Below are 26158 nucleotides of genomic sequence, written 5' to 3'. Positions count from 1 at the left end.
TCACTTTAGTCAAACGGACGGGGTGTTCCGCTAGCGTCCGGCGCCATGAGAGCACTGACCTTCTCCGAGTACGGCCCCGCTGACGTCCTGGAAGTCGCCGACGTACCGGAACCCCACGCGGGACCAGGCCACATCCGGGTGCGCGTGCGGGCGTCGGGCCTCACGCCCTCCGACTGCCGCCTCCGCGCGGGCCGGTTCCGCGACATCGCGCCGCTGCGCCTGCCCCACGTGCTCGGCATGGATGCCGCGGGTGTGGTCGACGAGGTCGGCACAGGGGTGACCGGTATCCGGCCGGGCGACGAGGTCTTCGGCGTCGTCGAGGCCGCGGAACTCGGCGGCGCGAACGCCGAGTACGCCGTTCTGGCAGCCTGGGCGCCGAAGCCGGACGCGCTGAGCTGGGAGCAGGCCGGCGGCGCGGCCGGGAACGTGGAGACCGCCACGCGGGCCCTCGACCGGCTGAAGGTCGGCACCGGCACGACCTTGCTGGTCGAGGGCGCGGCCGGCGGGGTCGGCACGGTCGCCGTCCAACTCGCGGCGGCCCGCGGGGCGACCGTCCTCGGTACGGCCGGCGCGCACAACCACGCGTTCGTCGCGGGGCTGGGGGCGACGCCGACCACCTACGGCCCCGGGCTGGGCGAGCGGGTCACCGCCCTGGCACCGGACGGAGTCGACGCCGTCCTGGACTGCGCCGGATCTGGCTCGCTGCCCGACCTGGTGGACCTCGCCGGAAGCCCGGACCGGGTGGTGACCATCGCCGACACGAACGCCGCCGAGCACGGAGTCCACCTGACACGCTCGGCGGGTCCGGGAGCGGACCCGCAGGCGGTCGAAGGACTTGCCGTGGCCGCCGCTCTCGCCGGTCAGGGCCGTTTCACCGTGCCGGTCGCGGCCGCCTTCACCCTCGAGAACGCGGCCGCGGCCCACCGGTTGAGCGAGACCGGCCACGCCCGGGGAAAGATCGTGCTCACCCTCTAGTGCCGCGGTACCGGAGCTCTGTGCCGTCGCCACGTGAGACAACCAGAGGGGAGCCGTGCGCGCCGTGCCCCAAGCCCGTCGGTGCTCCATCAGCCTCGAACCGGCAGCAGGCCGACCGGGCGAGCGTCTGCGGCGGAGGGGAGGAGGGAAGGGGAGGGGCCGGCGCGCCGTGGGACGTCCGTCGGGAAGAATCGCTTCCGTAGACAGCAGGCATCGGGCCGACCCGACGGCGGCCGGTCCGACGAGGACGACACAAGGAGCGCATATGCCCGCCCCCTCTTCCCCCGCCTTTCACGACGTGGAGATCGACGCCCTCGCCGGCGGCCCCGCCGACCTCGCCCAGTACCGGGGCAAGGCCGTCCTCGTCGTCAACGTCGCTTCCCGGTGCGGGCTGACCCCGCAGTACGCCGCGCTGGAGAAGCTCCAGCAGCGATACGCCGACCGCGGTTTCACCGTGCTGGGCGTTCCCTGCAACCAGTTCATGGGCCAGGAGCCCGGCAGCGCGGACGAGATCGCCACCTTCTGCTCGGCCACCTACGGTGTGACGTTCCCGCTGACGGAGAAGACCGACGTCAACGGCGAACAGCGGCACCCGCTGTACGCCGGACTCGTGGACACGCCCGACGCCGAGGGGCACACCGGGGACATCCGCTGGAATTTCGAGGGTTTCCTCTCCAAAGAACACCGCCGCTGGCCATTGAGGAGCCACGACAGGGCTGAGCAGGACAAATGAGGGCCCCGGTACCGGACGGTACCGGGGCCCTCATCCTTGATCAGAGTTTCGCACTCCACTTGCCGCGGGCGAGGTAGGTCGTACCGGTGGGCTTGATGATCACCTTCGCGCCGCGCACGGGAAGCTCGCCGGTCATGAGCCAGTCGGTTCGGATCGCGTCGAGCGCGTCCCAGAGGCGACGGGGGCCGCCCTGGTGGACCGTGGGCGGGCCGTCGGGGGTCTTGGCCACCGCGCGGGCCCAGGATCCGTCTGCGTGCGCCATCAGGGCCGTCCGGCCGCTGTCGGCTCCTTCTTCGTAGCGGTGTTGGATGCCGGGTGTCGTGACGTCGAGCATGGACGCGAGGTCCCATGCGGAAGCGACGTCGACGACGGGGTATCGGCCGGTCGTGATCTCGTCTCCGTCGTGGTCGTGGGCGACCGCGAGCAGGTCGTCGAGGCCGGGGGGGTAGTCGGGTCCGGTGCGGGTGTGCATGAAGCCGGCGCGGTCCCACTCGACGCGGCCGAGGGCGCCACCGTCCTCGGTCTTCTCGGCGGTGACGAGCAGGGACGTGCCGGCGATCGTGGTCACCAGGCGTCCGCCGGTCCGCAGCGCGGCGAGCCACGCCGCGGGTACGGGACGCACCGCGACCGTGGCGACGATGCGGGTGAACTCCCCGGGGAGCGTCTCCGTGGCGTCCAGGGCCTGGACGGTCGGTCGTAGGCCGATGGCGTCGAGGCGGTCGCGGGCGGCGTCGACGAGGTAGGGGTCGACGTCGAAGCTGGTGACCCGGGCGTCGCCGAGTCGGCGGGCGGCGAGGGCGGTGCCGTAGCCGGATCCGGTGCCGATGTCGGCGAGGGTGTCGTCGTCGCCAATCCGGGCGTGCTGGAACATCTGGACGACGAGACTGGGCAGGGTCGCGGACGAGGTGGGCAGGCCGGTGGGGTGGTCGTTGGGTTTGGCGTGGTCGGCGTGGAGCGGGCCGACGCTGGTGATGAGGGAGGTGTCGCTGTAGGCGGCGGCGAGCCACCGCTGCTCGTCGGCGGGCCCGTCGACGAGGGTGCGGCCGGCGGGCCCGTTCTCCCACCAGCGGGGGACGACGAGGTGCCGCGGGGTGGTGGCGACGGCGGTGCGCCACCGGGATGCGGTGTGGGTGACGCGCTCGGCGAGCGCGACGGCGTGCGGCTTCCAGTCCACGGGGGCGGCTCCTACTTGGGAAAGGCGGGGGCGCATGCGGTGGTGTTGGCGGGGTCGCAGTCGTTGCTGTCGTCCGGGGTGCAGGCGTTGCGGGCGTCGGGGACTCGCTCGGCGATCTCCGCCCACCGGGGCCCCGTGAGTACGGTAGCGAGGCTGTCCTGCTTCACGTTCCCGGTTGGGAAGTTGCGGGAGAGGATGCAGCCGTAGACCTCGCCGTCGGGGGAGATCGCGGCCCGCTGGTGGTAGCAGCGCCCGCACAGCTCGTCTACGGATGGCGCGGCGGTGGAGCCGGCGGCGCGGCCTACCGCGCGCACTCGGTCGACGCGGATGTTCAGGACGCCGAGGGTGCGCAGTTCGGCCTCGGCCTCGTTGACGCGCTGCCCGTCGAGTACCTCGACGATGCCGACGCGCAGGGGGATGTCGCGCCGCAGGGCCTCGACGAGGTTGGCTCGGGTGCGGGCGTGGCTGCCTCGGCCGCCGGTGATCTGCTCGTGCTGGGCGGGGTCGTCGCTGTAGTAGCTGGTGGCGAGCCGGACGCCTTCACGTTCGAACAGGGACCACAATGACGGCCGGACGTGGGTGAGGTTCGAGTACACCTCGACGCCGAGGCGGCGGTCGAGGGCGTGCTCGACGAGGGTGGGCAGGTGGGGGTAGAGGGTCGGCTCGCCGCCGATGAACTGCACCATGGGGATGTGGAGTTCGGCGATCTGGTCGACGGCCGATGTCCAGTCGGTGAGGGACATCGTGCCGTGGGTCTGGCGGGGACCGGACAGGGTGCAGCAGTGGGCGCACTCAAGGTCGCATTTGGCGGTGATTTCGCACTCGACCGATTCAACGCCGGTGATGGGTTGTGCCTGTACGGAGGTTGTCATGGGTCCTCCTGCGGCTGGTGGCCGGGCCCGGGTGGCTCGGCCGGGTGGTGGGACTGCTCCGGGCTGTCCCCCGCGGACGCCCGGTTCGCCCTAGTCAGTTCCTTTGAAGGCGTCGTTCGCTTCGACGATGAGTCGGTGCTCGTGGTCGGCGACGCCGCCCTCGGCGATGCCCGGGTAGTCGACGAACGCGAACGCCGTGATGTCCGAGCTCGCGCTCGGCAGCTTGATGCGGGCGATGTCGTCGGCGCTTAGGGGGTCGCAGGCGAAGAGGTAGGTCGTGAACCCATCGCTCGGTTCCACCCCGAGCAGGAACCGGGGCATGATGCGGATCTGCAAGGCACGTCGGACGTGGTAGGCCACCGCGTGCCGGGCCGTCTCCTCGGGAAGGGCCGGCCCGCCGGGGAGTCGCCAGCCACCATCTTCCGTTTTCAGCATGAGGAGACGCCCGGTGGTGTCGGGGATGTGTGCGAGTCCGGCGATGAAGGCGGCGGGCATGGCTCTCTTTCCTGCACGAGACGGCTGAAGCGTCGCGCCTGACGGTTAGGGCATGTGACGGGCAACCTTGTTCCGTTGACGCCGGTGGCAGTTTCGGCTGCGTGCACCATGTTCCCCCCTGCCGAAGTGCCATGGTTGCCCCTTGGCGGTGCGTCGGAGGGGCAGCGTGGCCGAGGGGTTTCTCTTGAGGGACGCGCTTCCAAGTAGGCAGCAAACAGCCGGACTTACGCGTGTCGGGGCCCACCCTTGTTACTGATCGGCCCTTGACTGCGACGCAGAGCGACGGTACTGCTACGCCTAAGTGGGTGGCAAGTCTGCTCCGGGGCAAGCTTGCGGACTGGCATATGACAAAGCCCCCCGCCCGAACCGGGCGGGGGGCATCGTTGGTCCATGGCCCTACTCGATGAGGTGATCGAACTCGCCGGCCTTGACTCCCAGCAGGAAGGCACGAAGGTTCTCGCGGCTTGTTGTGATGATGGCGCCCGGATCGTCACTCTCGCGCATCAAAATACTGCCGTCATACTGCGCAAGCTCGACGCAGTTTTCCCCGCCGCCCCCGGAGAAAGACGACTTCTGCCATTCGATAACTTCCGACGCGCTCATTGCTCGGTCACAGTTCCCTTGCGATGTGATGGATGATCTGTCGCGACGCTTCCGGATCGAGCGATGCGTGCTCGGCAATATCAAGTAGCATCCGGTACTTTTGCAAATCCGCCTCGGCGTCAAGGAAGCTGCCGCCAAAGGCGCTGTCGATCTGCACTGTGTCCAACTGAGGCACCGGACCGTTCGCATAGAGAACGGGCTGTGTAACCTCAATGAATTCTTCATTTGTGAACGGGATGACGCGAACTGTCACGTTTTGCCGCTTTGAGGCCTCGATCAGGTAGTCAAGCTGCTCGCGTGCCACCTGGCGTCCCCCGAAACGCATGCGTAGGGCCGCCTCGTGAATGATCGCCGTAAAGGGCACCGGGTTCTGAACGAAGATCGCGGCCCGCTTGAGTCGATGCTCGACGCGCACCTCGACCTCGTCTGACGGTAGCTTTGGCGTTACACCCGAGAAAAGGGTGCGGGCGTAGTTCTCCGTCTGGAATAGGCCGGGCAGAGTCACGCTGGTAAGAGATCGCATGGCGCGGGCGTGTAGCTCTAGTTCCGCCAAATTCAAGAAGCCGGGGGCAAGGATGCCCCGGTACTCGTCAAACCAGTGTTTCCCGCGATGCTCCTGTGCTATGTCGCATAGAGCCTCGATCAAATCTTCATCGGTGCATTGGTAAAACGTGGCTAGGCGTCGAATGCGTTCCGGGCTGACGCCAACTCGTCCTGCCTCGATATGGCTGATCTTCGCCTGATCGACAGACAGGAGGCCGGCGGACTCACGGGCCGTCTTGTCCGCGCGTTCACGCAGCTTCCGCAGCTCTTTCCCGAGTCGCGCCTGTCGGGCGGTCGGGTTGTCCCTCGGTGGCATGAGTCCCTTCCCCTTTTGTTCGCCCCTGAGTCTGCCCCGCAACAGTGTCATGGGTCTACCTAGGGACGACGGAAGGGGGGAGCACCCTTGCCCCGGAGCATAGTTGCCCCCTATGGTCCTGGCAGCACCGCGCCAGTCCAGTTCGACCGAAGTGCAGCCATGTGCACGCCCGTTGGGCGTCCCGGGAGGTGGCCAGAGCCACGGACGACGGCGGCAGCGCGGACCGACCGCGAGGGAGGAACCATGAGCTCAACCCTGCGCACCAAGCCGTCCGCGATCACGGGGCCGGTGATCCTGTGATCAAACCCCGAACGGCGATCGTAAGCGTCTTCGGGCGCCGGTACCCGTTGGCAGAACGCGATTTCTGGCTCGTCTTCGACACGACGCTCGTCGTCGAGCTGCCGCCGAAGCTGGCCAAGGATCTCGCCTATCAGCTTGCCGACGAGTGCGACCTCGTCGTGTACCCGCGGGACGGGTACCCCGCCGCTCGGCGGGCCGCCATCCGACGTTTCTGGAGAGCGACGCGGCGGGGGTGGTCACGTGCTCAGCGCTGAAACGCGGCAGGTGGTCATCGGGGCAGTGGTCATCGCGCTGTCCCTCTCTGGCCTCGCCCTTCTGATCATGTGGCGGGTCATGCCCGACCCGCACCGCGCGTGCACGCCGGCGCCCCTCCATGCGCCCGGCCTGCGGTACCGCTGCTACTGCTACGCCGACCCGATCACGGTGCTTGTCGTGCCGGACGACGCCCAGGTCGTCATCCCGCCCGCTCGCCACGCGCGCCCGTCCCGCCGGGCGGCGCTGCGCCTGCGACTCTGTTCCGCCCGGCGACGAGGGGGCGGGCGGAACAGACCGGGGGGCCTCCCGCACCGGTAGCCGTACAGGTGACCCGTGCGGTGAACCCCCGGAGACCGGCCCCCGACCGGCAGTCGGTCGAGGGCCGGCCGGACAACGAAAAAGGCGCCCCCGCGCCGGCCGTAGCCGGTGCGGGGGCGCTGCGCGTTCAGTGGGCGACGGTCTGCCAGACGGATACAAGGAGTGCGGCGAGGGCGACGAGCGCGGCGAGGCTCGGCAGCGGCCACCGTGCGCGTTCGAGGTCGTCGAGGCGCTGCTCGTGGTCGGCGAGCAGCCGGTCGGTCTGGTCGTTGCGTTGGACGAGCAGTGCGAGGGCGCCGTCGACGCGGGCGAACCCCACCTCGACGACGCCCCGCAGCCGCTCCAGCTCCAGGGCGACGTCTGAGGGGGTCGGGTCGGTCACGCGGGTGGGCCTCCCTCCCGGTCGTTCAGGCCGAGGCCGACGCGGTCGAGCAGGGCCTCGACGGCGGGCAGGGCCATGACGCGGGCGAGGCCGCCGGCGACCGCGAGGGCTCCGGCGACCCACGGCAGGGTGGACGGGATGCCGGATGCGTCGACGATCGCGGGGAGCGCGACGGCGAGGGCGACGGCGGTCTGGAGGACGGTGCGCAGGGTGCGTACGTTGGCGGTGGTCATCAGCAGTTCCTCTCTCAGGGGACGGTGCCGGCCGCGGTGTGGCGGCGGCCGGCGGGCAGGGTTACGACCGGGGGACATGCAGCGCATCCCAGGACGCGCGGCCCGGCCACCCGTCGGCGTCCGCCCCGGAGTAGCCGAGCTTGCGCTGCCAACGTGCGTACGAGTGGCGGTCCGCGTCGCTCCACTGCGGGCCGGGCCCCTCCTCGTACATCGAGCAGCCCTCGGCGACGAGGCGGCGGCCCATCGCGGTGACGATCGGCGAGTCCGGCTCGTCTCGGAAGAACTCGGCGCCGGGGAACGGCTCGTAGCCGGGCGCCGGCGTGGGCTTGCTGCTGCCGTGCGGGATGTCTGCGGCCGACGCCTCGTGCGCGAAGAACGTGACGCCTGGCCGGCGGCGCCACTCCGGAGCGGCGAGCACGACGCCCTCGGGGTAGGCAGGGATGCCGTACCCGTACACGTAATCGCTGTGCCGGGGGCGCGACTTGCGGTACACCCCGTCGCCCTCGGCCGAGCCGCTCACGTTGGTGTTGGCTTCGATGGTCGTGATCGTGCTGTCTGTGTAGGCGACGCATATACCCACGTGGGAGCTCCCGGCCGGGCCGAAGTACACGGGACCGCCGATCACGGGGTACTCCGTGAACCGGTCGCGGTCCTGGAACCACCGGACCCCCTCGGCGCAGGAAGCGGTCACCGGGGCGAGTTCCGCAGCACCTGCCTTGCGGAAGCACCACGAGACGAAAGTCGAGCAATAAGGCTGGAAGTTGGACCACTCCAACCCGGGGACCTGGCCGCTGTACTTTTGCTTGTTGTTCCAGTGACCACCGGACCGGCCTTCCTGGTACCCGATCTCGGCGCGGGCGACATCGATCACGCGCTGCGCGACGGACATTGAACCTCCTATGGGCATGAGTAAGCCCCGGGCGGAGCCCGGGGCAGATGCGGATGTGAGGCGTGGGGATCAGCCGATGGCGGCCCAGTAACACGTCTGGCCCTCGCCGATATCGCTGCTGGCGAGCGATGCGGGCAGGCTGGTGAGCGCCGTGGATTTCGTCTGGAGCCACCGGGAGACGCCGGCGCGGTCGACGGCCTGCGCGCCGGAAGTCGTTGCGGTCGCACCCCAGTTGGTAGCGGCGAGGTACGGCACCGTCGTGCCTGACCCCCTGATCAGGATCGCCACGTAGTAGCTGCCGGCGGCGAGTGCAACGGGCGAGGCCAGGGGGACCGCGGCGAGCTGCCCCCCGACCGTGTGCACTTCTGGGAGCGTCGCCGCGGCGGCGGGTGCCTGTCCGACGAGGCGCAGGGACCGGTCATAGATCCCGAGGGCGCACGTCGTGACCGTCGAGTTGGGCTTGTCGTAGCCCATGACGTGCACAGCCACGGTGGTGATGGTGGCGGCCGTACGCAGGGGGACGGCGGCGAGGTAGAGCCTGCCGGCCTCGGACGGCCGATCCCCGGGCACGCGCGAGCCGGCCGACAGGTCGTACGCCCACGCCCGCAGGCCGTAGTCGTCCGGCATCCACGTGCCAGGGAGCAACGGCGCAGGGGGCGGGAGCTGCTCGGCGGGCACCCGGCCATCGGCGGCAAGGGTCGCCACGCCACCCGCAGCACCGCGGGCCGTGGCGGGGACGGCCCCCACGTCGGTGGCCGTGAGCACGACGACGCCCGTCCGCTGGTTGACGGAGACGACGGCGCCCCCGCTGCTCGGCGGGAGCTGAGAGGCCGGGACCTTCCCGGCGGCGTCGAGGGTGGCGACGCCGCCGGGGGCACCCGGTGCGGTGTCCGGCACGGCGCGCACATCGGCCGCGGACAGGACGACCGCGGCGGCGGAGACGCCGTTGACCGACCGGACGACGCCCGGAGCACCGGGGGAGCCGTCCCGACCGGCCGCGCCCTCGCGGCCCGGTGCACCCGGAGCGCCGGGCGGACCCTGTGGACCGGACGGGCCGGGCGGTCCCTGCTCACCCTTGGGTCCGGCCGGGCCCGTGACCGGTATGTAGTTGGGCTTGCCCGGATCCGCCGGCGCGACGTCGGCGAGGTCGACGCGCGGAACGCTCCGGGGGAGGAGGACAGCGTACGACCGGCCCGCGGGCACGCCGGCGAGCTGCTCGGTCACGGTGTACGCCCATCCCGTCGGGTCCATGCCGGGGGCGTCGGTGGCGGGCAGGGTCACCTCGACGTGCCCCTGCGCGTCGAGCGGGGCGACGACGGGCCCGCCGAGGATCACGTCGGCGGCGGAGAAGGTGAGCTGAGCAGGCGCGCGGAAGGTGATCGCTCCGGCAAGCGGCCGGCCGTCCGGAGAGAGAAAGCGGCCGGTCACGGTCACCGTGGGGATGGACTCAGGCAGCATGCTCCCCCCTCACGACATGCACCCGTACAGCATCACCGGGCACGCAGCGACGGTTCCGGATCCGCTGGTACGGCGCGCCTCGACGCGCAGCTCGACGAGCCCCTCGACCCCGGCCCGCGTCGGTCCGGTGAAGTCATAGGCGGTGCCGGCCGCGACGGTCGGGCCCCACTCCGCACCGTCGAGCCGTACGCGCACCTGCCCTGCCGTACCGCTGGACGCATCGGTGTCCATATAGAGCCGCATTTTCGGGTGATAGGTGATATTGAAGCTGCGCGCTATGGCAGTCCACCCGCTTTCTGAGGTTTTCGGCCACACAGCGGGGTTGGTGTTCTGTGGGGGCAGCAGGCCGAGAAAGGGGCGAGCGAGGCCACCGCTCCTCACGTCATCGGACCAGATTTCCACGCCCCGAGAGTCGTGAAGCCTTAGTGGCTGAGGCAATTTGTCGTCGGTCCCGTTGCGGACGGAAAGGGCGAGGGAGCCGTCGAGGCGGCGAATAGCCATCCCGTACTCGGTGCCACCCCAAAATCCCGTGGCAAAAATGGCGGTCCTATTGCCGGGCGGGTAGACGCCGAAAGCGCCACCCTCGCCTACCCGAAGATCGCCCTTAACGACTTGATTCATGGCGGGTCGGGTCTGCGAACGTCCCGCCAGTTCGCGTACCTGACGTTCCAGGTCTCGGATTCGGTCGAGTAGATCGCGGGGGACGTTGGCCACTAATCCGCCTCCAGAAAGAGTTTCGCCGTTTCGGCGTGTCCGCGCTCGGGTGGTGTGATTGCGAGACCGACGATTCGGTATCGCTGCGTAAGCCCCTCCGCCCACCACAGGTCACGGATGCGCAGGCGGATCGTGGCTCCGAGCAGGGCCGGGGTGATGCGACCATCCATGTAGATGGTGACCTGCGGGATCGTGCGCGGCGTGCGAGCCTGCGCGAGGTCTGCGCGGGCATGCGCGTCGAGGGTGGCGAGCCGCTCGACCGTCGTGTAATCCGACGAGCCATCAAGGCGAGGCCAGCCTGCTAGAGATTCCTCGGAGGGGGGTTCCAGCAGCGCGGACATAATGGGGACAGAATCGGCGACCGCATTACTGTTATCCGTAGCGCCGCGGCATCGCCACGCATTCGCCATCGTCGTAGCGTCGATAGGCCACGAGTAAGAAAGTACGGGACCGGGATGGTCGAGCACAATCTCCGACGCCCCTGTGCGAATAGGCGCACCCAATTGCAAGCGCTTGACGCGTTCGCCTGAATCGGGTTTTCGGTACGAAGTTATGCGCCATTCGAACCCACCCTCAACGCTTCCAAGCTGAGTGATCAAGTCCCGGTATTTGTGTAGGTCGAACTTACTGTACGTTCGATCACGTAGGACTTTCGATTTCTCCTCGCCGTAGCTGATGCGAAGGTTGCCCCCGGGAACTCCCTGCGCATGGTCGATTAAGTCGCGCACAATGTCGTATTGGTCTGTCTGCTTGTACGTCTTGGTTTCCCACAGAATTCGATGATCGAGGTAGCTATCCCATCCACCAGCCTGCACGTGCATCGAAAGAACACCACGCTCCGTGCTGGCGATCTCGGCAGTCCACAGGATGCCGCCCCACCAGATATCGCGGTCGCGCTCGACCCATACCGCCGTACGCCCAGGGATGACGCAAGCGCGGGTTCGGGCGGCAATGGCAGCGTTGGGCAGGGGCACCGTGGCCGACATGCCGCCCGTCTTGCCGATCCAATCATCGAGGGCGAGCTGTTCGACCGGCAGAACGTCGAGCAACTGATCTGACATGAGGTCGCACAGCAGCACGCGGTACGTAGCCATCCGCCCCCCTCACGCGTCGAGCGGATAGGACAGGTTAATTAGAGACAGCCAGGTGCGAACAGAACCGGCGGCGATGATGCGCACGAGGCCGCCGCGCTGGAAGTCGATATTGACCGGCTGCCCTCCGGCTGCGGCGACGAGCGAGACGTGCCGGACAGGCCGGAGGTCCGCAGGCAGGGCCGCCGACAGGATGTACCCGTCACCGGGCAGGGTGCTCGTCGTCCAGCCGACACCGCCGCGCCACTGCATGTGGGGCACGCCTCCGATCATCAGGCGGCGGTAGCGGACCGGGCCGTGCGCGTTCCCGTCGTGCTGATACCCGGACGCGAGGGTGACCTGCGTCCAGGGGACGGACGGCACCACAGCCACCCACGACCGGGAAGCGGCGGACCAGCGTTCCAGCCCTCCCGGGCCGTCACGGTACTGTCCGTCGTACGCCCCCTCAGCCGAGGGCCCGCCGCGGGGGATGATGCCGCCGTAGGCGGCCGTGAAGCGGCGTCGGTCGGCGAGGCATTTCGACCAATCGAGTCCGCCCAGGCCAGCCGATGCACCCGCCGGCACGGCGATATCCCACAGCCGCAGGACGGCACCCGTGATGGTGGGGGCCGTTGGGGTCGGGGACGCCTCGCCGCCGAGCAAGTCGACGATGGCGGTGGTCTGCTCGGAGGTGTCGTACAGGCCGTCGAGGACACGCAGCACTACCGAGTCGATGCGGGGGTACTGCGCGTGCCCGTCCGGCACGGTGATCGTCTCCGGGGCCGTGACAGCCACCGGGTATGCGCCCTGCGGCGCAGTGCCCTGGACGATGGCACGCCCGATGCCGATCTGCACCTGCATCGGCCCGGCCCCCGTCGCGGCGAGCGGCTGCCCGCCCGCGATCACGCCGGCTTGCGTGGTCAGTTCGCCGGTGGGCGTCATGACGCCGAGGGGCGCGAGTCGGGTGTCTTCTCGGGTCTGCCCTGTGGGCAGCAGCCATGCGGAACGCACGGACATGGCGTTTCTCCTTCTACCAGTGGGCTGAGCGCCACGTGATCCCGCAGGCGGCGCGGGGGTCCGTAGACCAGGGGGCGGCCCGGAAGGCGAACATGGAGGTACCGGGGGTGATGACGAAGTGCTGCTCGGGCGTGCTCCGCGCCGTCACCGTGTGCAGACGTGAGGCGCTGCCGTTCAAAACGACCGTCCCGGCCGCGGTGTCGACGACGAGCACGTCGCCGTCGCCAAGGGCGATGTCGTACTCAATGGCCTCGCCCGTCGTGATGTTGGTAAGCGAGGGAAGCTCGACGGGGCCGCGGAAACTCACTGTCGGATGCGCGGGGGCGTCGCCGCTGTTGACGGCCGTCATGGTGCCCGTCGAGCCGGGTGTGCCGAACTCCAGCGGCCATGCGAGGTGTTCGGGGCCGGGGGCGAGGTGCCAGTCGAGTCCCGGCTCGGGCTGCGGCAGGCGCGTCTCGATGGTCTGCTCGACGACCGAGTACCGCCGAGGGTCGGTGGCCTCGAACTGAAGCGCGCCCCCTACGACAACGCCGACCGCGTACCCGCCGGCCTCGACGGGGATCGCCCGGCGGATGCACCGGGCGTAGCACATGAGCGGCGGCGCGGCGTCGAGCTGGACGACGAGGGGCTGCTCGTCGTCCCGTAGGGCGGTGGCGGCGGCGAGGTCGCGCACCGCCGCCCCCATCAGACCCGGTTCCGTCCGGACGACAAGCCCCTCGACGGTGATGGTGCGCGGCTGCGCGAGCAGCCGGCCGGGAAAACCGCCGTGGGCATCGGCACGTGCGACCGTCCCCGAATCCAGACCGGGCGACTCCTCCCACCCGGTCAGGGAACGCCACCCGTACGGGGTGCCGGGGCCGAGCAGCAGGTCGTCACCGATCTGGATGTGCCCTGGACGAGTGACGCGTTCTCCGGCCATCTCACCCCCTCGCCTTGGCGTGCCACGCGAGGGCGGCGGCCGTCTGGGACGCGGTCGCGCTACCGGCGTGCCAGTGCTCGATGTGAACCGTGGGACCGGCCGGCGCGGACACGGCCGCGCTTCGGCCGAACGCGGGGGGAGGGGCCGACGGGGTGGGCACGAGGTTGCGCATGGTTCGGTCAACCGCGGGCGCCCCGGCACGGATACCGGCGACGAGCCCCTCGGGTACACGCTCGCCGATCGCCGCCATGGCCCCCGCCCGCGAGGGCGAGCGGATGCCCAACGCCTTCTGGATCGCGCGCTGCATGCCCTTGGCGATCTCCAGCATGGCGGCCTCAATCGCCGCACGCTGCGCCCGCAGGCCCGCCACCACGCCTTTCGCGGCGTTGAGGCCCGCGCCGTACAGCGTGTCGGCCACCGTGCCGCCGGCGGCACGGCCCGCGGCGGCGAGCTGGTCCTGCTGCTTGTTCAGGGCCTTGATCTGCGCGGGGGTCGCCCGCAGCAGGGCCTCGGCCGTCGCGCCGCCGCCTTGCACGCCCGCACTTGCGATCTGTTCAATGAGCGCGCCGGAAAGGCCCTTCTTTCGTAGGGAAGCGAGCTGCTGCGCAAAAGCGCGCGCTTTCTTCGCGTCCCCAGTGAGGCGGTCGAGGATGGTACCGGCCGTCAGGTCGAGGCCGCCGCCCATTGCCCGGGTTATGGTGAAAGGCTGGGTCACGTTCCCGGCAATCTGATCTCGGGTCTGGTTCCAGCTCTGCTGCAATGACTTGAGCTTGTCCTCGGCTTCTTTTAGAGGGCCGGAGATCCTGTCGCGGGCCTTTACTGCCTGTTTGAGAGCCGCGTTATCCTGCGCAATCTCGCGCGCCAGCGATCGGCCCTTACGGGTTCTCGGGTTGAAAGACTTGGCCACGAGATCAGCGATCTTCTTGGATGTGCTTTCCACCAGAGACGCCGTACCGGTGAGGCCCCTGATCAGCCCCTGCGCAGCGAATCGGCCAAGCTCAGCAAGCAGGCGGGAGGGCGAGTGGATTTTGAGGACTTTCGCTATCGGTCCGGGGATTACATCCTGCACCCATCCGACGATCTTGTCCTTGATCCACGACCCCATGGACTTGATGCCGTCCCACAATCCGCGAACTACGTCGCGGCCCTTTTCGGATAGGAGGGTATTGAGGGAGCCTAGGCCGTCGCGTATTCGACCGGGCAGGCTGCGGACCCACGCGACTATTTCAAGTGATTTGCTGACGGTTGCCTGCTTCGCGCTGGACCAATGGCGGGCGATAGTCGCCGTGATCTCCCAGTTCAGGAAGAACCCGACTAGCCGCCCGGGTATCGCCCGCACCCATTCGATTATGGAATTCCATATTTGAACGGTCCCGGACTTGATGCCCTCCCAATTTTTAATTACATTGCCAATGATTGTCCAGTTGAGAAAGAAGTTCCAGATGGCAAGACCGATGGACTTGATCTTGCCCCATATCCAATCCCAGGCGGCAGCCGTTCCCGATTTGATCGCGTCCCAGTTCGCGATCACCAGCGCGACTAGGCCCAGCACGGCGGCCGTGATCCAGCCGACCGGCCCCATGGCGATCACCCACGCCGCAGCCATTCGGGCGGCCTGTATGAGCGACTGCGCACCCATGACCGCCCACGCTGCGACGACGCGCAGCGCGGCGGCGCCGGCTGCGGCGCCCTGCGCGAGCCACCCACCCAGGATCAGGAGATTGGTGGCGATGAAACGCCCGGCAGCGACCACGCCGGCCGCACTCTGCGTCGCCCATCCCGTCACCACGGCAACGGTCGTAATGCCGGCCTGTGTAGCCAGGCTGACCAGCGACGGCAGCATGATCAAGGTGATTACGCTCGCCGCGATCGTGAGCGACGTCGAATGTTCGGAGATGAAACGCCCTGCGCTCTGAAAAGCCCGCCCGATGCCGCCCTCTCCCACCCATTTGGCGAGTGCTTCCGCGGCCGGGATTACTTGGGTGCCGATGAATCCGACGACCTTCTGTTCTAGCGCACGTTTGAAGGCTTCAACTTTCGTGGCAGCATTGTCGCGCATGGCGTCACCGGCTTTGTCGGTGGAGCCCTTAACCTGCCCGAGGGCGTCGACAGCGTGAGCCGGATCGAGTGAGAATATGGCTTGCTGCATATCCTCGAATTTCGTGCCGAACAACCCGATGGCGATCTCGCTTTTTTTCGCGGGGTCCTTCACGGCGCGGAGCTTTGTGATCACCTCGCTGAAAGCGGCGGCGGCGGCCGGTCCACCTTTCTGGAAAATTCCCTGCATCTTCTCGCCGGACAGGCCCAGGTCTGCATATGCCGTTTTGGTTTGATCGCTCATCCCCTGCGCTTGCAGAGTGAACTCTTTCAGTGCATCGGCGACGACATCGGCGTCCCGGGCGCCCCCTTTGAGCCCCTGAGACATAAGGCCCATGGACGTCTGAGCATCAAGCCCAAGCTGACGGAAAATCGTCGGGTACTCAGAGTATGTGTCGAGCAAATCCTCGGCCGCGTTCGCACCCACCTGCGTGCCACGAACAAGAATGTCCATGGCCTCAGCAGCGTTTTTCGCAATCCCAGATTTCAGCATGGTGCCGACCGCGCGAGAGACCTTTCCGACGTCCTCGCCCATGACGGCCGCTGTGTCGGCGACGCGCCGGCCCATCTCCTGTATCTGGGACTGTGTCGCGGCGGGCGGCAACAGCCCTTGCTGGGCAATGCCCTTGAGTACCTCGGCGCCGTCCTCGACAGAGTCGACGATCGCCCGGGAGTACAGGGCGCCGGCGGCCTTGCCGTACTCGGCCGCCACCGGTCCCGAGCTGCCCATCTGCGCGCGCAGCCGTCCCTCGACTTTCCCCTGTTCCAGGGCTTTGCCGATCCCGCCCATGAGCGCGGCACCGATGCCGATACCGGCCGCCGCGGCGCCCAACTTGGCGAGGCCGGCCCGCAGTAGACCTGCGGCGCGCTCGCCGCCCGCTCGGGCGCCGTCGGCGACGCCGTCGCCGAGCCGCTGCCCCGCCTGCTGCCCGGCGCGGTCGGCGTCCCCGGCCATCTGCGTGCCGCTCGACCGCATGGAGCCCTCGGCCCGGCGCAGACCAGCCACCAGCCCCGAAGGGTCCACGGTCAGAGTCGCCAGCAGCTCACCCACGCGCAGCGCCACGTCGGATCACCTCCGGGCGGTCGGGCGGCCGGCGGAGGCCGACGCGTCGGGCTGGGGGAGGAGGACACGGGCGAGGCGGGACTCGGTCGACAGCAGGCCGAGGATGCGCAGGCGCAGCCACCGCCAGGAGCGGGAGCGCAGCAGACGGTCGTCGCCGAGGTCGATGCCGTAGTGCTCGTGCAGATCGGCCTCGACGAGGGGCCACTCGCCGAGGATCTGCGCCCACGTCAACGCCGGCGCTGCCCCTTGCCGCTCCCGTGTGCCGGGCGGGTACTCGTACCACTCGTAGAGCCCCGAGACGGGGTCGAGTTCGCCGCGCCCGACAGGGCCCGGCGCGTCTCCCGGTTCGGGGCAAGACGGGAAGGGTCGCCGGCCGTGCTCCAGTAGCGCGCGGCAGCGTCCTTGTCCTGGGCGATCCAGACCATGCCGGTGATCGCGGCGTGTTTGAGGGCGGGCCATGACACTCCGCCGGACACCATCTCGTCGTAGGCGGAGCCGAGGACGTCGCGGTACAGGTCGTGCTCGGCGGCGGTGGCGAGTACCTCGTCGTCGACCTTCCCGCCGTCGGCCGCAGTCGCGGCGGCGTGCACGATCGCCTGTACGCGCAGCCCTACCTCGGCGGTCGGGGCCGGGATCGTGTACGTGCGGCCCGCGAGCGGCAGGTGCAGCGACTCGTCGAGCAGCTCGCCGAGGGCCTCGAACGCCATCAGCTACCACCCCCGGCCGCCGGCTTCGGCGGTACGGGCGCGACCGGGTTCGCGATGGCCTTCAGCGGCCCGGAACCGGTCAGCGTGATCTTGACCGAGTCGACCTCGTCGGGGCCGCCGCCGTCCGGCTCCCACGTGACGAGAGCCTGCCCCTCGTACGCCTCGTCGGCCCCTCCGCGATCGAAATACCTCAACCGGACGTAAGACGCTGCACCGAAGGACAGCGAAGCCTTGCGGAGATGCTCCTGCGTGGGGTTGAACTGGCCGGTCGTGGGGTGCATTCGGTGAGCGATCGTGACCTCGACCGACCACGCGAGCATCGTGACCGTCTGCTCGACCCACCCCTCGGCGTCGTAACTCGTCGTTTCCTGCTGCGTTGGCTCGACCTTCGGAGCGAACTCGGTCACCCCGGGAAGCAGCGACCATACGGGGGTGCCCGTGGCGCTGGTGTCGATCTCCAGCCTGTACCGCCGCGCCAGTGCGGTCACGGTCTCGGCCGGTGGTGTCGGTGTAGTCAAGGGCGGGCCCTCCTATTCGAGTCGGGGGTGCGCGCGGTGCGCGCGGACGTAGTAGGTGCTGGCGCGCTCCATGCGGCCGGAGGAGTCCGCCCCGATCGGGGCGCCGGACGTGCGGGTGATGAGCTGCACGCGGGCCGCGCCGAGGAGCAGCGGGCCCGCTCCGTGCAGCACGTCGAGCACCCAGTCGTCGAGGGCGTCGGCCTCGCGCGGGTCGGCCCCTCCGCGGGTGCGTACCTGCACGCCCGTCGTCACGTCGGTGAGCACGGGGGAGTCGGCGACGGGGTAGGCCGACAGACAGATGCAGCGGTTGGGCGCTGGCGGAAGCGAGGCGATCGTGATCGCGGTCTCGCCCGCGGCGTACACGCCGTCGGGGCGGTACGTGCCGACACCGGCGGCGGCGAGCAGACGTGCGAGACCGTCGAGAAGATCCGCGGTGTACGACATCAGCCGCTCAGCGCACGGCGGATCTGCGCGGCGATGATCTCAGCGACCGTCGGCGCCTCTTCGACCGTCGGGCCTTCGAGGTACTTTGCGGTCCGGCCGGCGTCGTGCCGGGCGGTGAGATCCTCGTGCACCCGCCGTGCGTACGGGGTATCAAACGACACGCCGCCGGTCAGACTGGCCTCGTCGACGGACGCGACGCCGGACCGTTCGAGCGTTCCCTCTTCGATCGGCACCCGGGCACGGGAGCGTTCGAGGACGTGCTCGGCGGCCAGGCGCAGGCCGCGCACCGCGCCCTCACGGGAGCTGTGCAGCACGGCGTCGCCGGTCCACGTGAGCCGAGTCCGTTGGGTCATTCGCACATCACCTCCACGCAGGCCGGTACCGGCAGGCCCGGGGCGCTGTGGTCCGCGGTCGAGAGGGCGGTCGTCACCCGGCCGTCGGGCAGGGTGACGCGGGAGCCGGGCGGGCAGGTGAGGCCGGGGGCGGCGATCACCTGCGCCGTGCTGACGGTCTCTCGGCCGTCGGAACTGCGGACCTGCCGGACGGCGGCGGCGACTAAGGCGCGCACGGTCTGCTCGGGCCCGTATGCCGGACCATAGGCGGTGTCCCCTATATAGGGGGCGACGGTGACGCGGTGCCGCAGCAGAGCAGCGGGAACCCTCACCAGATCACCCCCGGCAGCAGACCGGCCCGCCGCAGGACGCGATGCGCGCGCGGGGCGAGGTCGACGCCGGATGCCGCGGGCGGGCCGGGGCGTCGGCCGGACAGGGAGACGGGGCCGATGCTGACGCTGTCCCATGTGCCCATGGCGCCCGTGCCGTCGTCGCCGGTGGCGAGCTGCCACTCGACCTGCGCGCACACGGCGTCCCGCAGTGCCTCGACGACGCGCTGCTCGGTGGGGGCGCCGTCGGCGCCGACCGGATACACGGCGGTGAGCAGGGCGGCCTCGACGTCCTCGGACGCTCGGGCGAGCATCTGCTCGGCCCCCGCGGGGGCGGGCGTGTGCGTCCACGCGGCAAGCTGCTCGGGGGTGGCGTAGATGCGGGGTGGCATCAGGGGGCCGCCGGCTGCACCTTGATCCCGCGCCACACCGCGGCGGCCTTGGTGGCCTTGAGGACCACGGCGACCGGGCCGAGCTCGACCTCGCCGCGCTTGACAGCGCCAGCGGTGGTGAAGTTGGGAAGCCACTGTCGTACGAGGTCGCCGCTCGTGGTCGAGACGCCGTGGAACCCGTCGAGACCGAGGCGGACCGCGTACAGGTCGGTGGTCCCTGCCTTGCCGTCCACGCTGATCACGGGATCTGCGGTGCCGGCCTTGGCGCCCAGGTCGACGAAGGGGATGCCGTTGTACGCCTCGACGGTCTGCCCGAACGCGTTCTCGGTGCGGCTGTAGTAGCCGGCCCGGCGGGCGAGCGATCGGATGCGGGCGATGGTCTTTTTGTTGCCGAGCAGGGCGGAGGGGGTGTCGTCGAGCAGGCCGAGGAATTCGTCGAGCGCGTCGAGCGCGTTATGCGCCGCGGCCTGGTCGGCGGGTGTGGACCAGTCGGCCGCGGCCTTGTACTCGGTCGCGGTTCCGGTGAGCACCTTGGACAGTCCTTCAAACCCTGTCGCGGTCGCGGTGTTGCGGGTGCCGTTGATGACCTGATCGGAGAAGAACGCCCGCGCACTCTTGATCGTCTGCCCCATCTGGAACGTGACTTCGTTGGTGGCGGCGGGGCCGAGATTGGACAGCACGCGGTCGATCTCGAACGCGCCACCGAGTACGGACAGGTCGACGGTCGCGCGGGTGCGCTTGGCTTGCTCGGTGCCGTACTCGGTGTTGAGCGGGCGGAAGGTGGCGCCGCGCTCGGAGACGAGCCGCGTGTAGCCGTAGGTCAGTGTCGACCCGCCGCCGGCGGGGTTCACGACGGGGTCGAAGGACAGGTTGTCCAACAGCCACGAGGACTTGCGGAACTCGTCGATCACCATCAGGTCGACGTCGTCCTGCGTGTTCAGCTTGGCGTCGGCAAGGGTGATTGCCATAGGTACTCCAGACGGTTAGGCGCCAAGCCGGGCGGCGATGGCGTCGTGCAGGTTGGCGGGCCGAGGGTCCGGGGCGCGGCCTGAGAAGTCCGCGCCGCCCTTGGGCGGCGTCGGCGCTTCCGTGGCACGCAGATGCGGGGCGGACTCGATGGCGTCCCGGATCGCGGATGCGAGCTGCTCGGCGAATCCCTCGGCGGCTGGGTCGAGGGCGGCGAGCTGCTGCTCGACCATGCGGGAGTCCAGCAGGCGGGCCGGATCGGCGCCAGCGGCGTGCGCCGCCTGGTGCGCGGCGAGTTCGACGCGGAGCTGCCGTGCCTCGGCGCGGGCGGCGTCGCGCTCGGCGGCGGCCTGCTCGGCGAGCCGGGCGGGGTCGGCATCGTCGGCTGCGCCCTCGGGGTCGAGGACGCGGCGCAGGCCGGCGAGCAGCTCGTCGCGCTCGGCCGCGGCCTGCTGGGCGGCCTGCTCGGCGGCGGTAGCGCGCTGCTCGGCAGCCGGATCAACGACGGGCGCTGCCGTGACCGGGACCGGCGGGACCGTCGGCATTGCCGGTGCCGCGGCCGACGAGGTGCCCGGGTCGGCCGCCGGAGCGGTGGGGGTGGTGCCGTCAGACATGGGGAATCGACCTCCGGGGCGGTGTGCGGGCATGAAAGCGGGCCCGCCGGAAGGCGAGCCCAATATGAAAGGAGAGGGATCTACGCGCCGGCGGCGAGGTAGCCGCGGACCCACGCCAGACGCAGCAGGGACTCGGCCGGGTACGGGCAGTCCGTAGCGGGACGTCCGGCCTGCGCTGCTGTTCGTCCGTCCTGGTAAGCGCGCACGGCATCCTCGCGAAACCCCACGATGCCCCCTTACCTCTTGCGGCGTTGATCGTGGGCGGCGTTTCGAGCTGTCTCGGCTGCGTCGGTGGCAACGCCGGTTACCTGCTCGGTGAACTCGGCGAGTGTCACACGGGGAGAGACCTCGTCCCAGAAGCGGCGCAGGTCCTCGCTCGCACGGGCGTAGGCCACGTGGGCAGGGCCGGAGAAGAGGCTGCGGGGGTCGACGCCTGCGGCCTCGGCCTCGCGGGTAAGCATGTGCCCCCGGGTCGCGTCCTCGGCGGCAAGCCACTGCAAATGGATGTGCTCCCGGTACATCTCCCGTATTTCGTTGCGGGTGTAGGCGGTCTGCGCCATCCGGTCGGCGATCTCCTTCTCGTACGCCCACTTCTCGGCCGCGGACATGTGGGCGGTGCCGTCGGGGCCGCGCTCGATGTCGCGGCCGTAGGCGCCCCACTCGTCCGGGTCGGCAGGCGGCGGGCCGTCCAGTCGCACCGGGCCGAGTGCATCGTCGAGTGCGGCGCGGTTGGCAGCGTAGTCGGCCACCGTGCCGCCTGTGGCGGCCGGCGGCGGTGTCACGGGGTACCGGCGGTCGAACTCGGCCGCCACCCGCACGTGATCGCGATCGTCCAGGACCCCGGTCCGGACCGCGGCGACGAGCTGCTCGTCGCCCATCTCGGACAGAGTCCGCTCGTCGTCGGAGCACACGCGCGCGGCCTGCATCATGTCCTCGCCCGGCCTGCTCTGCGGCCTGGGGAGGTTCGATGCGTCGGGCTGCTCCCGGTGCCGCAGGCGCCGAAGATCGGGATGCGCGGTGAGGTGGTCACGCATGGCGCCCTGCCACTGCCGCACCTTCGCCTCGGCCGCACGCTTGCCCTCCGGGGTGACGGCCGCGGCGGCGCGGGCCTTGAACTTCCGGATGTTTCGCTCGATGGCGCGCTGCCGCTGCCCGGCTTCGTAGCCGGCAGGGTCGGGCTCGGCATCCTCGGTGCGGGTGATGCCCGGGGTGTACGACGACACGCTGTGCCGGCAGTTCGGATGTTGTAGGCCAGCGCGGCGCGCCTCGTCGAGCGATCCCGCGATGTGCACCTGGACCATGCGCCCGTCCTCGGTCGCGTGCTCGACGTCGACTGTGCGGGCCCCGTCCGGGCCACCAATGGACAGTACGGCGCGCTCCCACGGTCGGCACAGCGGGCACTCGCGCGGCGAGTTGGAGACGACGACGAGGTCAACGCCGGCCGCGGCGAGCGTGGTCATGTGCGCCTCGGTCGCCGCGCGGGCCACGCTGGTGCGCACGGCCATTTCGGCGTACGAGGTGAGTTGCCAACGACGGCCGGCGCGGTCACGGAAGGACGACACGCCCCGGTCGGCGAACCGCTGCATAGCCTGTTGGGTGGCCTGTAGGCGCGACTCGGTGCCGAGTAGGGGCGCCGCGGTGGCCTCGGCGACGACCTGTCGGTATCCATCTTCGACGCCGCGGAGAATCCCGCGGTGCGTGGCGGTAACCGTCTCGACCGTCTCGGTGGCGAGGCGGTCGACGGCGTGAGCTTGCGGAGTGCGCTCGGCGACTGTACGCCGGTCGTCGTCGCCGAGTACGCCGAGCTCGGCGAGGGCGGAGTGCTGGCCGGACTCGTACGCCTCAGCAACGACGCGCCTTACCTCCTGGTCGACGGTTCCAGCGAGGGAGTCGAGCAGCATGTCGGCCGCCCGCCGCAGAGGCGCGACGGCACCGAGCTTGGCGACGGCCCACCCGGGCGCTTCCAGGCCGGCGGCGAGCTGCCGGGCGCACAGGGCGAGCAGGCGCCGCTCAACGTCTGCGTACAGGTCGGCCGTTGTCGCGGCGAGGTACTCGACCTGGTCGGGGGACACCGGCATGCAGCGCCCCCCCAACCTCGGTTAGAGCTTGCCCCCGACCGCGCCGCCAAGCAGCCCGAAGATTGTCCCGAGCCCTGAGAAACCAGCGATCTTCGTGGTTTCAAGGGCATCCTTGATCTCTGGCCTCTCCGGGTCGACGGTAAAGAGCAGCAGCCCGAAGTGCGCCAGCCAAAACATCACAGTGAACCCCACAATGACCAGGAAGATCATTTTGAAGTGGGAGCCGATCGTACGGTTGAGATCCCGCGCGGGTGCGCTGGCTGCTGTGCTCTCGGGAGCAGCTGCTGTTTCGGTGTTGCCCGGGACGGGCTCGGGGAGTGGCTGAGTCACCGGCGGGGCCTCTTCGTCCGGCTGCGGGTGACCCCGACATCCCGGTGACTGCGGGTGATCCCGACATCTCGACCCAGGATCTCCCTAAGTACCTTCACCAGTTGGGGCAACGCCCGCAAGATCAGGGTTGAGGCAACAAGCGATGGCGCCGTAAGTCCTGCCACCCATTCCACCCAGTGCACATGCCCCCCATGCGTAGCGCAGATGGCCGTCGGCCTCTCCCGGCAATGATGCCGCAACGGTAGACGGCGTGGAGGCTAGCCAGGTTGCAAGAGGGGGAAGTTGCCGACCGGGTCGGCAACAGCCTGCCCCGTTTCTTCGTGTATGCGCGCAACTTCATCGGAGATGGCCGAGTCGTCCCAGTCCGGATGCAGGATGCGCACCTTCGTGTCGGTGCTCACGGCCTGCGCCTGCGCGAGCAGCGAAAGCGTCTGCGCGGTGCTGCCCGGGTCTTCCGCCACGCCGTCGCCGATGTCGACCGTAGGCCGCTCATCGGCGGTGCGTGCGCCGAACTGGACGCGGTCGACGGAGAGCAGGATGCGCAGGATGTCGGCGACGGCGCGGCGCCAATACCGGGCCTTCTTGCCGCGGGTCACCATCGAGCGGTGATCCCGGGCAGCGATTTCCGTAGCAGTGACGGCGGCTCCGTCCCCGTCGAGCCCAACAGAGGCCGGGGAGTACCCGGCCGCGGCCGTGGCCTGCCTCACGATCGCTTCCGCGGTCGCTCGGTGCTCTTCGACCCTGATATCGAACTGGCTGAGAGTGATGCCGCTGCCCTGCTCCGTAGGCGGAATGGCAAGGGTCTGCCAGACTTCCCGTTCCTCGTCGAAGTCGGCCCCTTGCCCGGGACCGCGGCTGCGCAGATACCCGTCGGGCACGATCAACCGGGCCCGTGCGAGCCGGATATCGCGTAGCCACGACGACCACACTTCATCGAGGGCATCGAGCAGGTCGTGCAACCCCTGCAAGTCCGACCGGCCCCACGGTGCGCCGCGGTGGCGCCTGTTGGGGGCGATATTGGGGACGTAGACAGCGGTGAGCAGGTCGACGCCGGTCTCGATAGCGTCACCCTCGGGGCCGAGGGAGTCGGCGAGGCCGGCCGTATCTGGGTGCTCCGTGAGCGGCACACGGCGGCCGAGTTGGTCATCGGTCCCCTCGTACAGGCCGTGAAGGATTACGCCGCGCTCGTGGCGTTCGAGGTGGCGCCACACGGTCTGTGTCGTCGAGGGCAGGGCCCGCCAGAAGGTGACGGCGGTCATGATCCCGAATCGCCACTCGGGTACGGCCTGATCGGGGTGTACCGCGGTGAGTAGGGGCCGGTCGGGTGCAGCGTCGCGGTCCCACGTCACCCGCAGGAAGACACCGGACAGGGCCGCGGCAGTCTCGGCCGCGGTGAGCAGCAGCTCGGGCACGGCGCAGGCGTCGAGCAGTTCGTCGAGGCGGTCCTGCGTCGCGGTGTCCGAGACGGTGATCACAGGAGCGTCCGCGAACAGCAGGTCGGCGGAGGTCTGGGCGATCTCCCCGGCGAGGGGGATGTGCAGCCGGTGCTCGCGGGTACCGGCCGGGCGGGGGCGGCTCCACAACCGGCGGCGACCGTCGGCGCGGTGGTGCGTCCCGTTCCGGTAGACCTTGGCGAGCTTCCGCGGGTCGCCGCTGTACCACGCGTCGTCGAGCCGGATGTCGGTGTACAGGGGAGCGATCTCTCGGGGCGGCCATACGGCGCCGTTGTCGGGCAGGGGCACGCGAGTTCACCCCCCCCCAGCTCGTCGAGTTGGTGCTACGCGGCGGCGGCCGGTGCGGTGAGCAGGTGGCGCCACTCGTGCACCGTGCTGTGCACGGCATAGCGCAGGGCATCAACGGAGTGATCGCTGATCTTGATGGGTCGGTCCTCGCCCTTGGCGGTCGCGGCCGGGTCCCAGGAGTACCCGGGGATCTCGTCGAGTAGGCCGGTACAGGACCGGTGGACGCGCAGCAGGCCGGCCCCGAGGGCGGTGGAGACGCTGCGGATGCCGGCAAGCACGTCGTTGTCGGCGCGGGCGACGCCGGGGTGCCCGTCCGCCCAGAGCTGCGTGATCATGGATGCGGCCGAGGGGTCCACGAACGTCCACTCGGGCTCGATCTGCTGCGCCGCAAGATGGGCGTGGACGGCTTGGCTGTACTCGGCGTCGGTCATCTGCCGGTGCGCGGCCTTGCTGTCGTGGCGCCATTCCGATGTCACGTACAGGCGTCCGTCGGTGCCCAGCCCGAGGGTGAGCAGAGCGAACGGGTTGGTGGTCCCGTAGTCGGCCGCCGCCCAGTACCGGACCATCGCCGGCAGGGAGTCGACGACGTGCTGCTGCTCGTCCCACATGTCGAACACGGCCCCCTCGGCGATGACCCATGCCCCGTCGATCATGCGACGGCGCCACAGACCGACATATTCGGCCGACAGGGCGGCGACGTAGGCCGACGACAACGACGGGTTGTCGGCGAGACGGAAGTGCCACGCCCTCAAGTCGAGTTCGGCGGAGCGGTCGAGGTAGCCCTGCTTGAGCCAGTGCCGCGGCGAGTCGGGGTTCGTGGTGGCGAGCAGCCGCGCCCCGGGAATAGAGAGGCGCGCGAGGAGCTGTGTCCAAAACGCCTCGGGAATCAGGGTCGCTTCATCGACGTACGCCAGGGAGGCGGTAAGGCCGCGCAGACGTCCCTCCGCCCGTGCGTCTGCCGCGCCGATCAGGTGGACCGTGCGACCCAACACGTTGGCTGTGGTCGCACCGCGCGTATGCCGGATCTGGGCGGCAACCGGGCCGAACAATGCCGGGTCGCTGAGCGGTTCGAAAATGTTCCGCTCGATCGTTTGCAGCGAGCGGCCGGCAACGACGATCAGGCCGGACGGTGGCGCCTCGACGACGGCGAGCAGGAAGGCAAGCAACGAGGCCACCGTCTTGCCCGAGCGAACGGCGCCGTGCCAAATGCAGATACGGGCTGTGGCCTGCGCAATACTGCGCATCTGCTTGCGGGACAGGGGTAGGGAGTCGAGCACGGC

General features: G+C 69.6%; 31 protein-coding genes. 3 read left to right on the top strand and 28 right to left on the bottom strand.

Annotated features, from left to right (window positions below; all coding sequences use genetic code 11):
• Positions 1–45 precede the first annotated feature (45 nt).
• Both ACH4PU_RS14930 and ACH4PU_RS14925 read left to right on the top strand, forming a co-directional pair.
• Positions 46–975: an NADP-dependent oxidoreductase gene (locus ACH4PU_RS14930; protein WP_398271400.1), complete on the top strand. Its 930-nt coding sequence runs from the start codon at positions 46–48 to the stop codon at positions 973–975.
• A gap of 265 nt (positions 976–1240) precedes the next feature.
• A complete protein-coding gene (locus ACH4PU_RS14925; protein ID WP_398271397.1) occupies positions 1241–1708 on the top strand; it encodes a glutathione peroxidase in 468 nt (155 codons plus the stop codon).
• A 40-nt stretch (positions 1709–1748) separates the two neighbouring features.
• Here ACH4PU_RS14925 and ACH4PU_RS14920 read toward each other — a convergent pair whose 3' ends face one another.
• The 5 genes from ACH4PU_RS14920 to ACH4PU_RS14900 all read right to left on the bottom strand — a co-directional run bounded on the left by ACH4PU_RS14920 (position 1749) and on the right by ACH4PU_RS14900 (position 5711).
• Positions 1749–2882 carry a methyltransferase domain-containing protein gene (locus ACH4PU_RS14920; protein WP_398271395.1) on the bottom strand — a complete coding sequence of 378 codons (1134 nt, stop codon included), beginning with the start codon at positions 2880–2882 and terminating at the stop codon, positions 1749–1751.
• 11 nt (positions 2883–2893) lie between these two features.
• Positions 2894–3754: a radical SAM/SPASM domain-containing protein gene (locus ACH4PU_RS14915; RefSeq protein WP_398271393.1), complete on the bottom strand. Its 861-nt coding sequence runs from the start codon at positions 3752–3754 to the stop codon at positions 2894–2896.
• Between the two features lie 90 nt (positions 3755–3844).
• Positions 3845–4249, bottom strand: a complete 405-nt coding sequence (locus tag ACH4PU_RS14910; RefSeq protein WP_398271391.1) for an NUDIX hydrolase — start codon at positions 4247–4249, stop codon at positions 3845–3847.
• 396 nt (positions 4250–4645) lie between these two features.
• Positions 4646–4852, bottom strand: a complete 207-nt coding sequence (locus ACH4PU_RS14905; RefSeq protein WP_398271389.1) for a DUF397 domain-containing protein — start codon at positions 4850–4852, stop codon at positions 4646–4648.
• Between the two features lie 7 nt (positions 4853–4859).
• Positions 4860–5711: a helix-turn-helix domain-containing protein gene (locus tag ACH4PU_RS14900; RefSeq protein WP_398271387.1), complete on the bottom strand. Its 852-nt coding sequence runs from the start codon at positions 5709–5711 to the stop codon at positions 4860–4862.
• 347 nt (positions 5712–6058) lie between these two features.
• Here ACH4PU_RS14900 and ACH4PU_RS14895 point away from each other — a divergent pair, with 347 nt between their 5' ends.
• Positions 6059–6265, top strand: a complete 207-nt coding sequence (locus ACH4PU_RS14895; protein WP_398271385.1) for a hypothetical protein — start codon at positions 6059–6061, stop codon at positions 6263–6265.
• Positions 6266–6711: 446 nt separating this feature from the next.
• Here the strand turns inward: ACH4PU_RS14895 and ACH4PU_RS14890 are convergent, their stop codons facing one another.
• The 23 genes from ACH4PU_RS14890 to ACH4PU_RS14780 form a co-directional block, all read right to left on the bottom strand.
• Entirely contained in the window at positions 6712–6966 is a 255-nt protein-coding gene (locus ACH4PU_RS14890) for a hypothetical protein (protein WP_152265779.1), read from the bottom strand.
• Entirely contained in the window at positions 6963–7199 is a 237-nt protein-coding gene (locus ACH4PU_RS14885) for a hypothetical protein (RefSeq protein ID WP_398271383.1), read from the bottom strand. Before ACH4PU_RS14885 ends, ACH4PU_RS14890 begins: the two co-directional genes overlap by 4 nt.
• Before the next feature lie 61 nt (positions 7200–7260).
• Positions 7261–8088, bottom strand: coding sequence for a peptidoglycan-binding protein (locus tag ACH4PU_RS14880; protein ID WP_398271381.1), 828 nt, complete (start codon positions 8086–8088; stop codon positions 7261–7263).
• Between the two features lie 69 nt (positions 8089–8157).
• Entirely contained in the window at positions 8158–9546 is a 1389-nt protein-coding gene (locus ACH4PU_RS14875; protein WP_398271379.1) for a hypothetical protein, read from the bottom strand.
• Positions 9547–9555: 9 nt separating this feature from the next.
• On the bottom strand, positions 9556–10260 hold the full coding sequence (locus tag ACH4PU_RS14870) for a hypothetical protein (protein WP_398271377.1): 705 nt from the start codon (positions 10258–10260) through the stop codon (positions 9556–9558).
• Positions 10260–11354 carry a hypothetical protein gene (locus ACH4PU_RS14865; RefSeq protein WP_398271375.1) on the bottom strand — a complete coding sequence of 365 codons (1095 nt, stop codon included), beginning with the start codon at positions 11352–11354 and terminating at the stop codon, positions 10260–10262. The genes ACH4PU_RS14870 and ACH4PU_RS14865 overlap by 1 nt, the downstream gene beginning before the upstream one ends.
• Before the next feature lie 9 nt (positions 11355–11363).
• Positions 11364–12347 carry a hypothetical protein gene (locus tag ACH4PU_RS14860; protein WP_398271373.1) on the bottom strand — a complete coding sequence of 328 codons (984 nt, stop codon included), beginning with the start codon at positions 12345–12347 and terminating at the stop codon, positions 11364–11366.
• Positions 12348–12360: 13 nt separating this feature from the next.
• Complete coding sequence (locus tag ACH4PU_RS14855) at positions 12361–13266, bottom strand: phage distal tail protein (protein WP_398271371.1); 906 nt, start codon at positions 13264–13266, stop codon at positions 12361–12363.
• A 1-nt stretch (position 13267) separates the two neighbouring features.
• Positions 13268–16426: a phage tail tape measure protein gene (locus tag ACH4PU_RS14850; protein ID WP_398271369.1), complete on the bottom strand. Its 3159-nt coding sequence runs from the start codon at positions 16424–16426 to the stop codon at positions 13268–13270.
• Positions 16427–16432: 6 nt separating this feature from the next.
• Positions 16433–16657, bottom strand: a complete 225-nt coding sequence (locus ACH4PU_RS14845) for a hypothetical protein (RefSeq protein WP_398271367.1) — start codon at positions 16655–16657, stop codon at positions 16433–16435.
• Positions 16654–17133 carry a hypothetical protein gene (locus ACH4PU_RS14840; RefSeq protein WP_398271365.1) on the bottom strand — a complete coding sequence of 160 codons (480 nt, stop codon included), beginning with the start codon at positions 17131–17133 and terminating at the stop codon, positions 16654–16656. Before ACH4PU_RS14840 ends, ACH4PU_RS14845 begins: the two co-directional genes overlap by 4 nt.
• Entirely contained in the window at positions 17133–17651 is a 519-nt protein-coding gene (locus ACH4PU_RS14835) for a phage tail tube protein (protein ID WP_398271363.1), read from the bottom strand. Before ACH4PU_RS14835 ends, ACH4PU_RS14840 begins: the two co-directional genes overlap by 1 nt.
• Positions 17652–17663: 12 nt before the next feature.
• Positions 17664–18095, bottom strand: coding sequence for a minor capsid protein (locus ACH4PU_RS14830; RefSeq protein ID WP_398271361.1), 432 nt, complete (start codon positions 18093–18095; stop codon positions 17664–17666).
• Positions 18095–18448 (bottom strand): hypothetical protein, encoded by a 354-nt coding sequence (locus ACH4PU_RS14825; RefSeq protein ID WP_398271359.1) that lies wholly within the window; start codon positions 18446–18448, stop codon positions 18095–18097. The genes ACH4PU_RS14830 and ACH4PU_RS14825 overlap by 1 nt, the downstream gene beginning before the upstream one ends.
• Complete coding sequence (locus ACH4PU_RS14820; protein ID WP_398271357.1) at positions 18445–18759, bottom strand: hypothetical protein; 315 nt, start codon at positions 18757–18759, stop codon at positions 18445–18447. Before ACH4PU_RS14820 ends, ACH4PU_RS14825 begins: the two co-directional genes overlap by 4 nt.
• Positions 18756–19148 (bottom strand): hypothetical protein, encoded by a 393-nt coding sequence (locus ACH4PU_RS14815; protein WP_398271355.1) that lies wholly within the window; start codon positions 19146–19148, stop codon positions 18756–18758. Before ACH4PU_RS14815 ends, ACH4PU_RS14820 begins: the two co-directional genes overlap by 4 nt.
• Complete coding sequence (locus tag ACH4PU_RS14810; protein WP_398271353.1) at positions 19148–20116, bottom strand: major capsid protein; 969 nt, start codon at positions 20114–20116, stop codon at positions 19148–19150. The genes ACH4PU_RS14815 and ACH4PU_RS14810 overlap by 1 nt, the downstream gene beginning before the upstream one ends.
• Before the next feature lie 15 nt (positions 20117–20131).
• A complete protein-coding gene (locus ACH4PU_RS14805; protein WP_398271351.1) occupies positions 20132–20728 on the bottom strand; it encodes a hypothetical protein in 597 nt (198 codons plus the stop codon).
• Between the two features lie 80 nt (positions 20729–20808).
• Positions 20809–20955, bottom strand: coding sequence for an Rmf/CrpP fold protein (locus ACH4PU_RS14800; RefSeq protein WP_398271349.1), 147 nt, complete (start codon positions 20953–20955; stop codon positions 20809–20811).
• A 9-nt stretch (positions 20956–20964) separates the two neighbouring features.
• Positions 20965–22806, bottom strand: a complete 1842-nt coding sequence (locus tag ACH4PU_RS14795) for a phage minor capsid protein (RefSeq protein ID WP_398271347.1) — start codon at positions 22804–22806, stop codon at positions 20965–20967.
• A 21-nt stretch (positions 22807–22827) separates the two neighbouring features.
• Positions 22828–23136 carry a hypothetical protein gene (locus ACH4PU_RS14790; RefSeq protein WP_398271345.1) on the bottom strand — a complete coding sequence of 103 codons (309 nt, stop codon included), beginning with the start codon at positions 23134–23136 and terminating at the stop codon, positions 22828–22830.
• A 257-nt stretch (positions 23137–23393) separates the two neighbouring features.
• Positions 23394–24878, bottom strand: coding sequence for a phage portal protein (locus ACH4PU_RS14785; protein WP_398271343.1), 1485 nt, complete (start codon positions 24876–24878; stop codon positions 23394–23396).
• 35 nt (positions 24879–24913) lie between these two features.
• Entirely contained in the window at positions 24914–26155 is a 1242-nt protein-coding gene (locus tag ACH4PU_RS14780; protein WP_398271341.1) for a PBSX family phage terminase large subunit, read from the bottom strand.
• Positions 26156–26158 lie beyond the last annotated feature (3 nt).

The organism is Streptomyces sp. NPDC021100, from assembly GCF_044333095.1.
In the GTDB taxonomy this organism is placed as follows: Bacteria; Actinomycetota; Actinomycetes; order Streptomycetales; family Streptomycetaceae; genus Streptomyces.
This window is presented reverse-complemented; position numbering and strand designations above follow the sequence as displayed.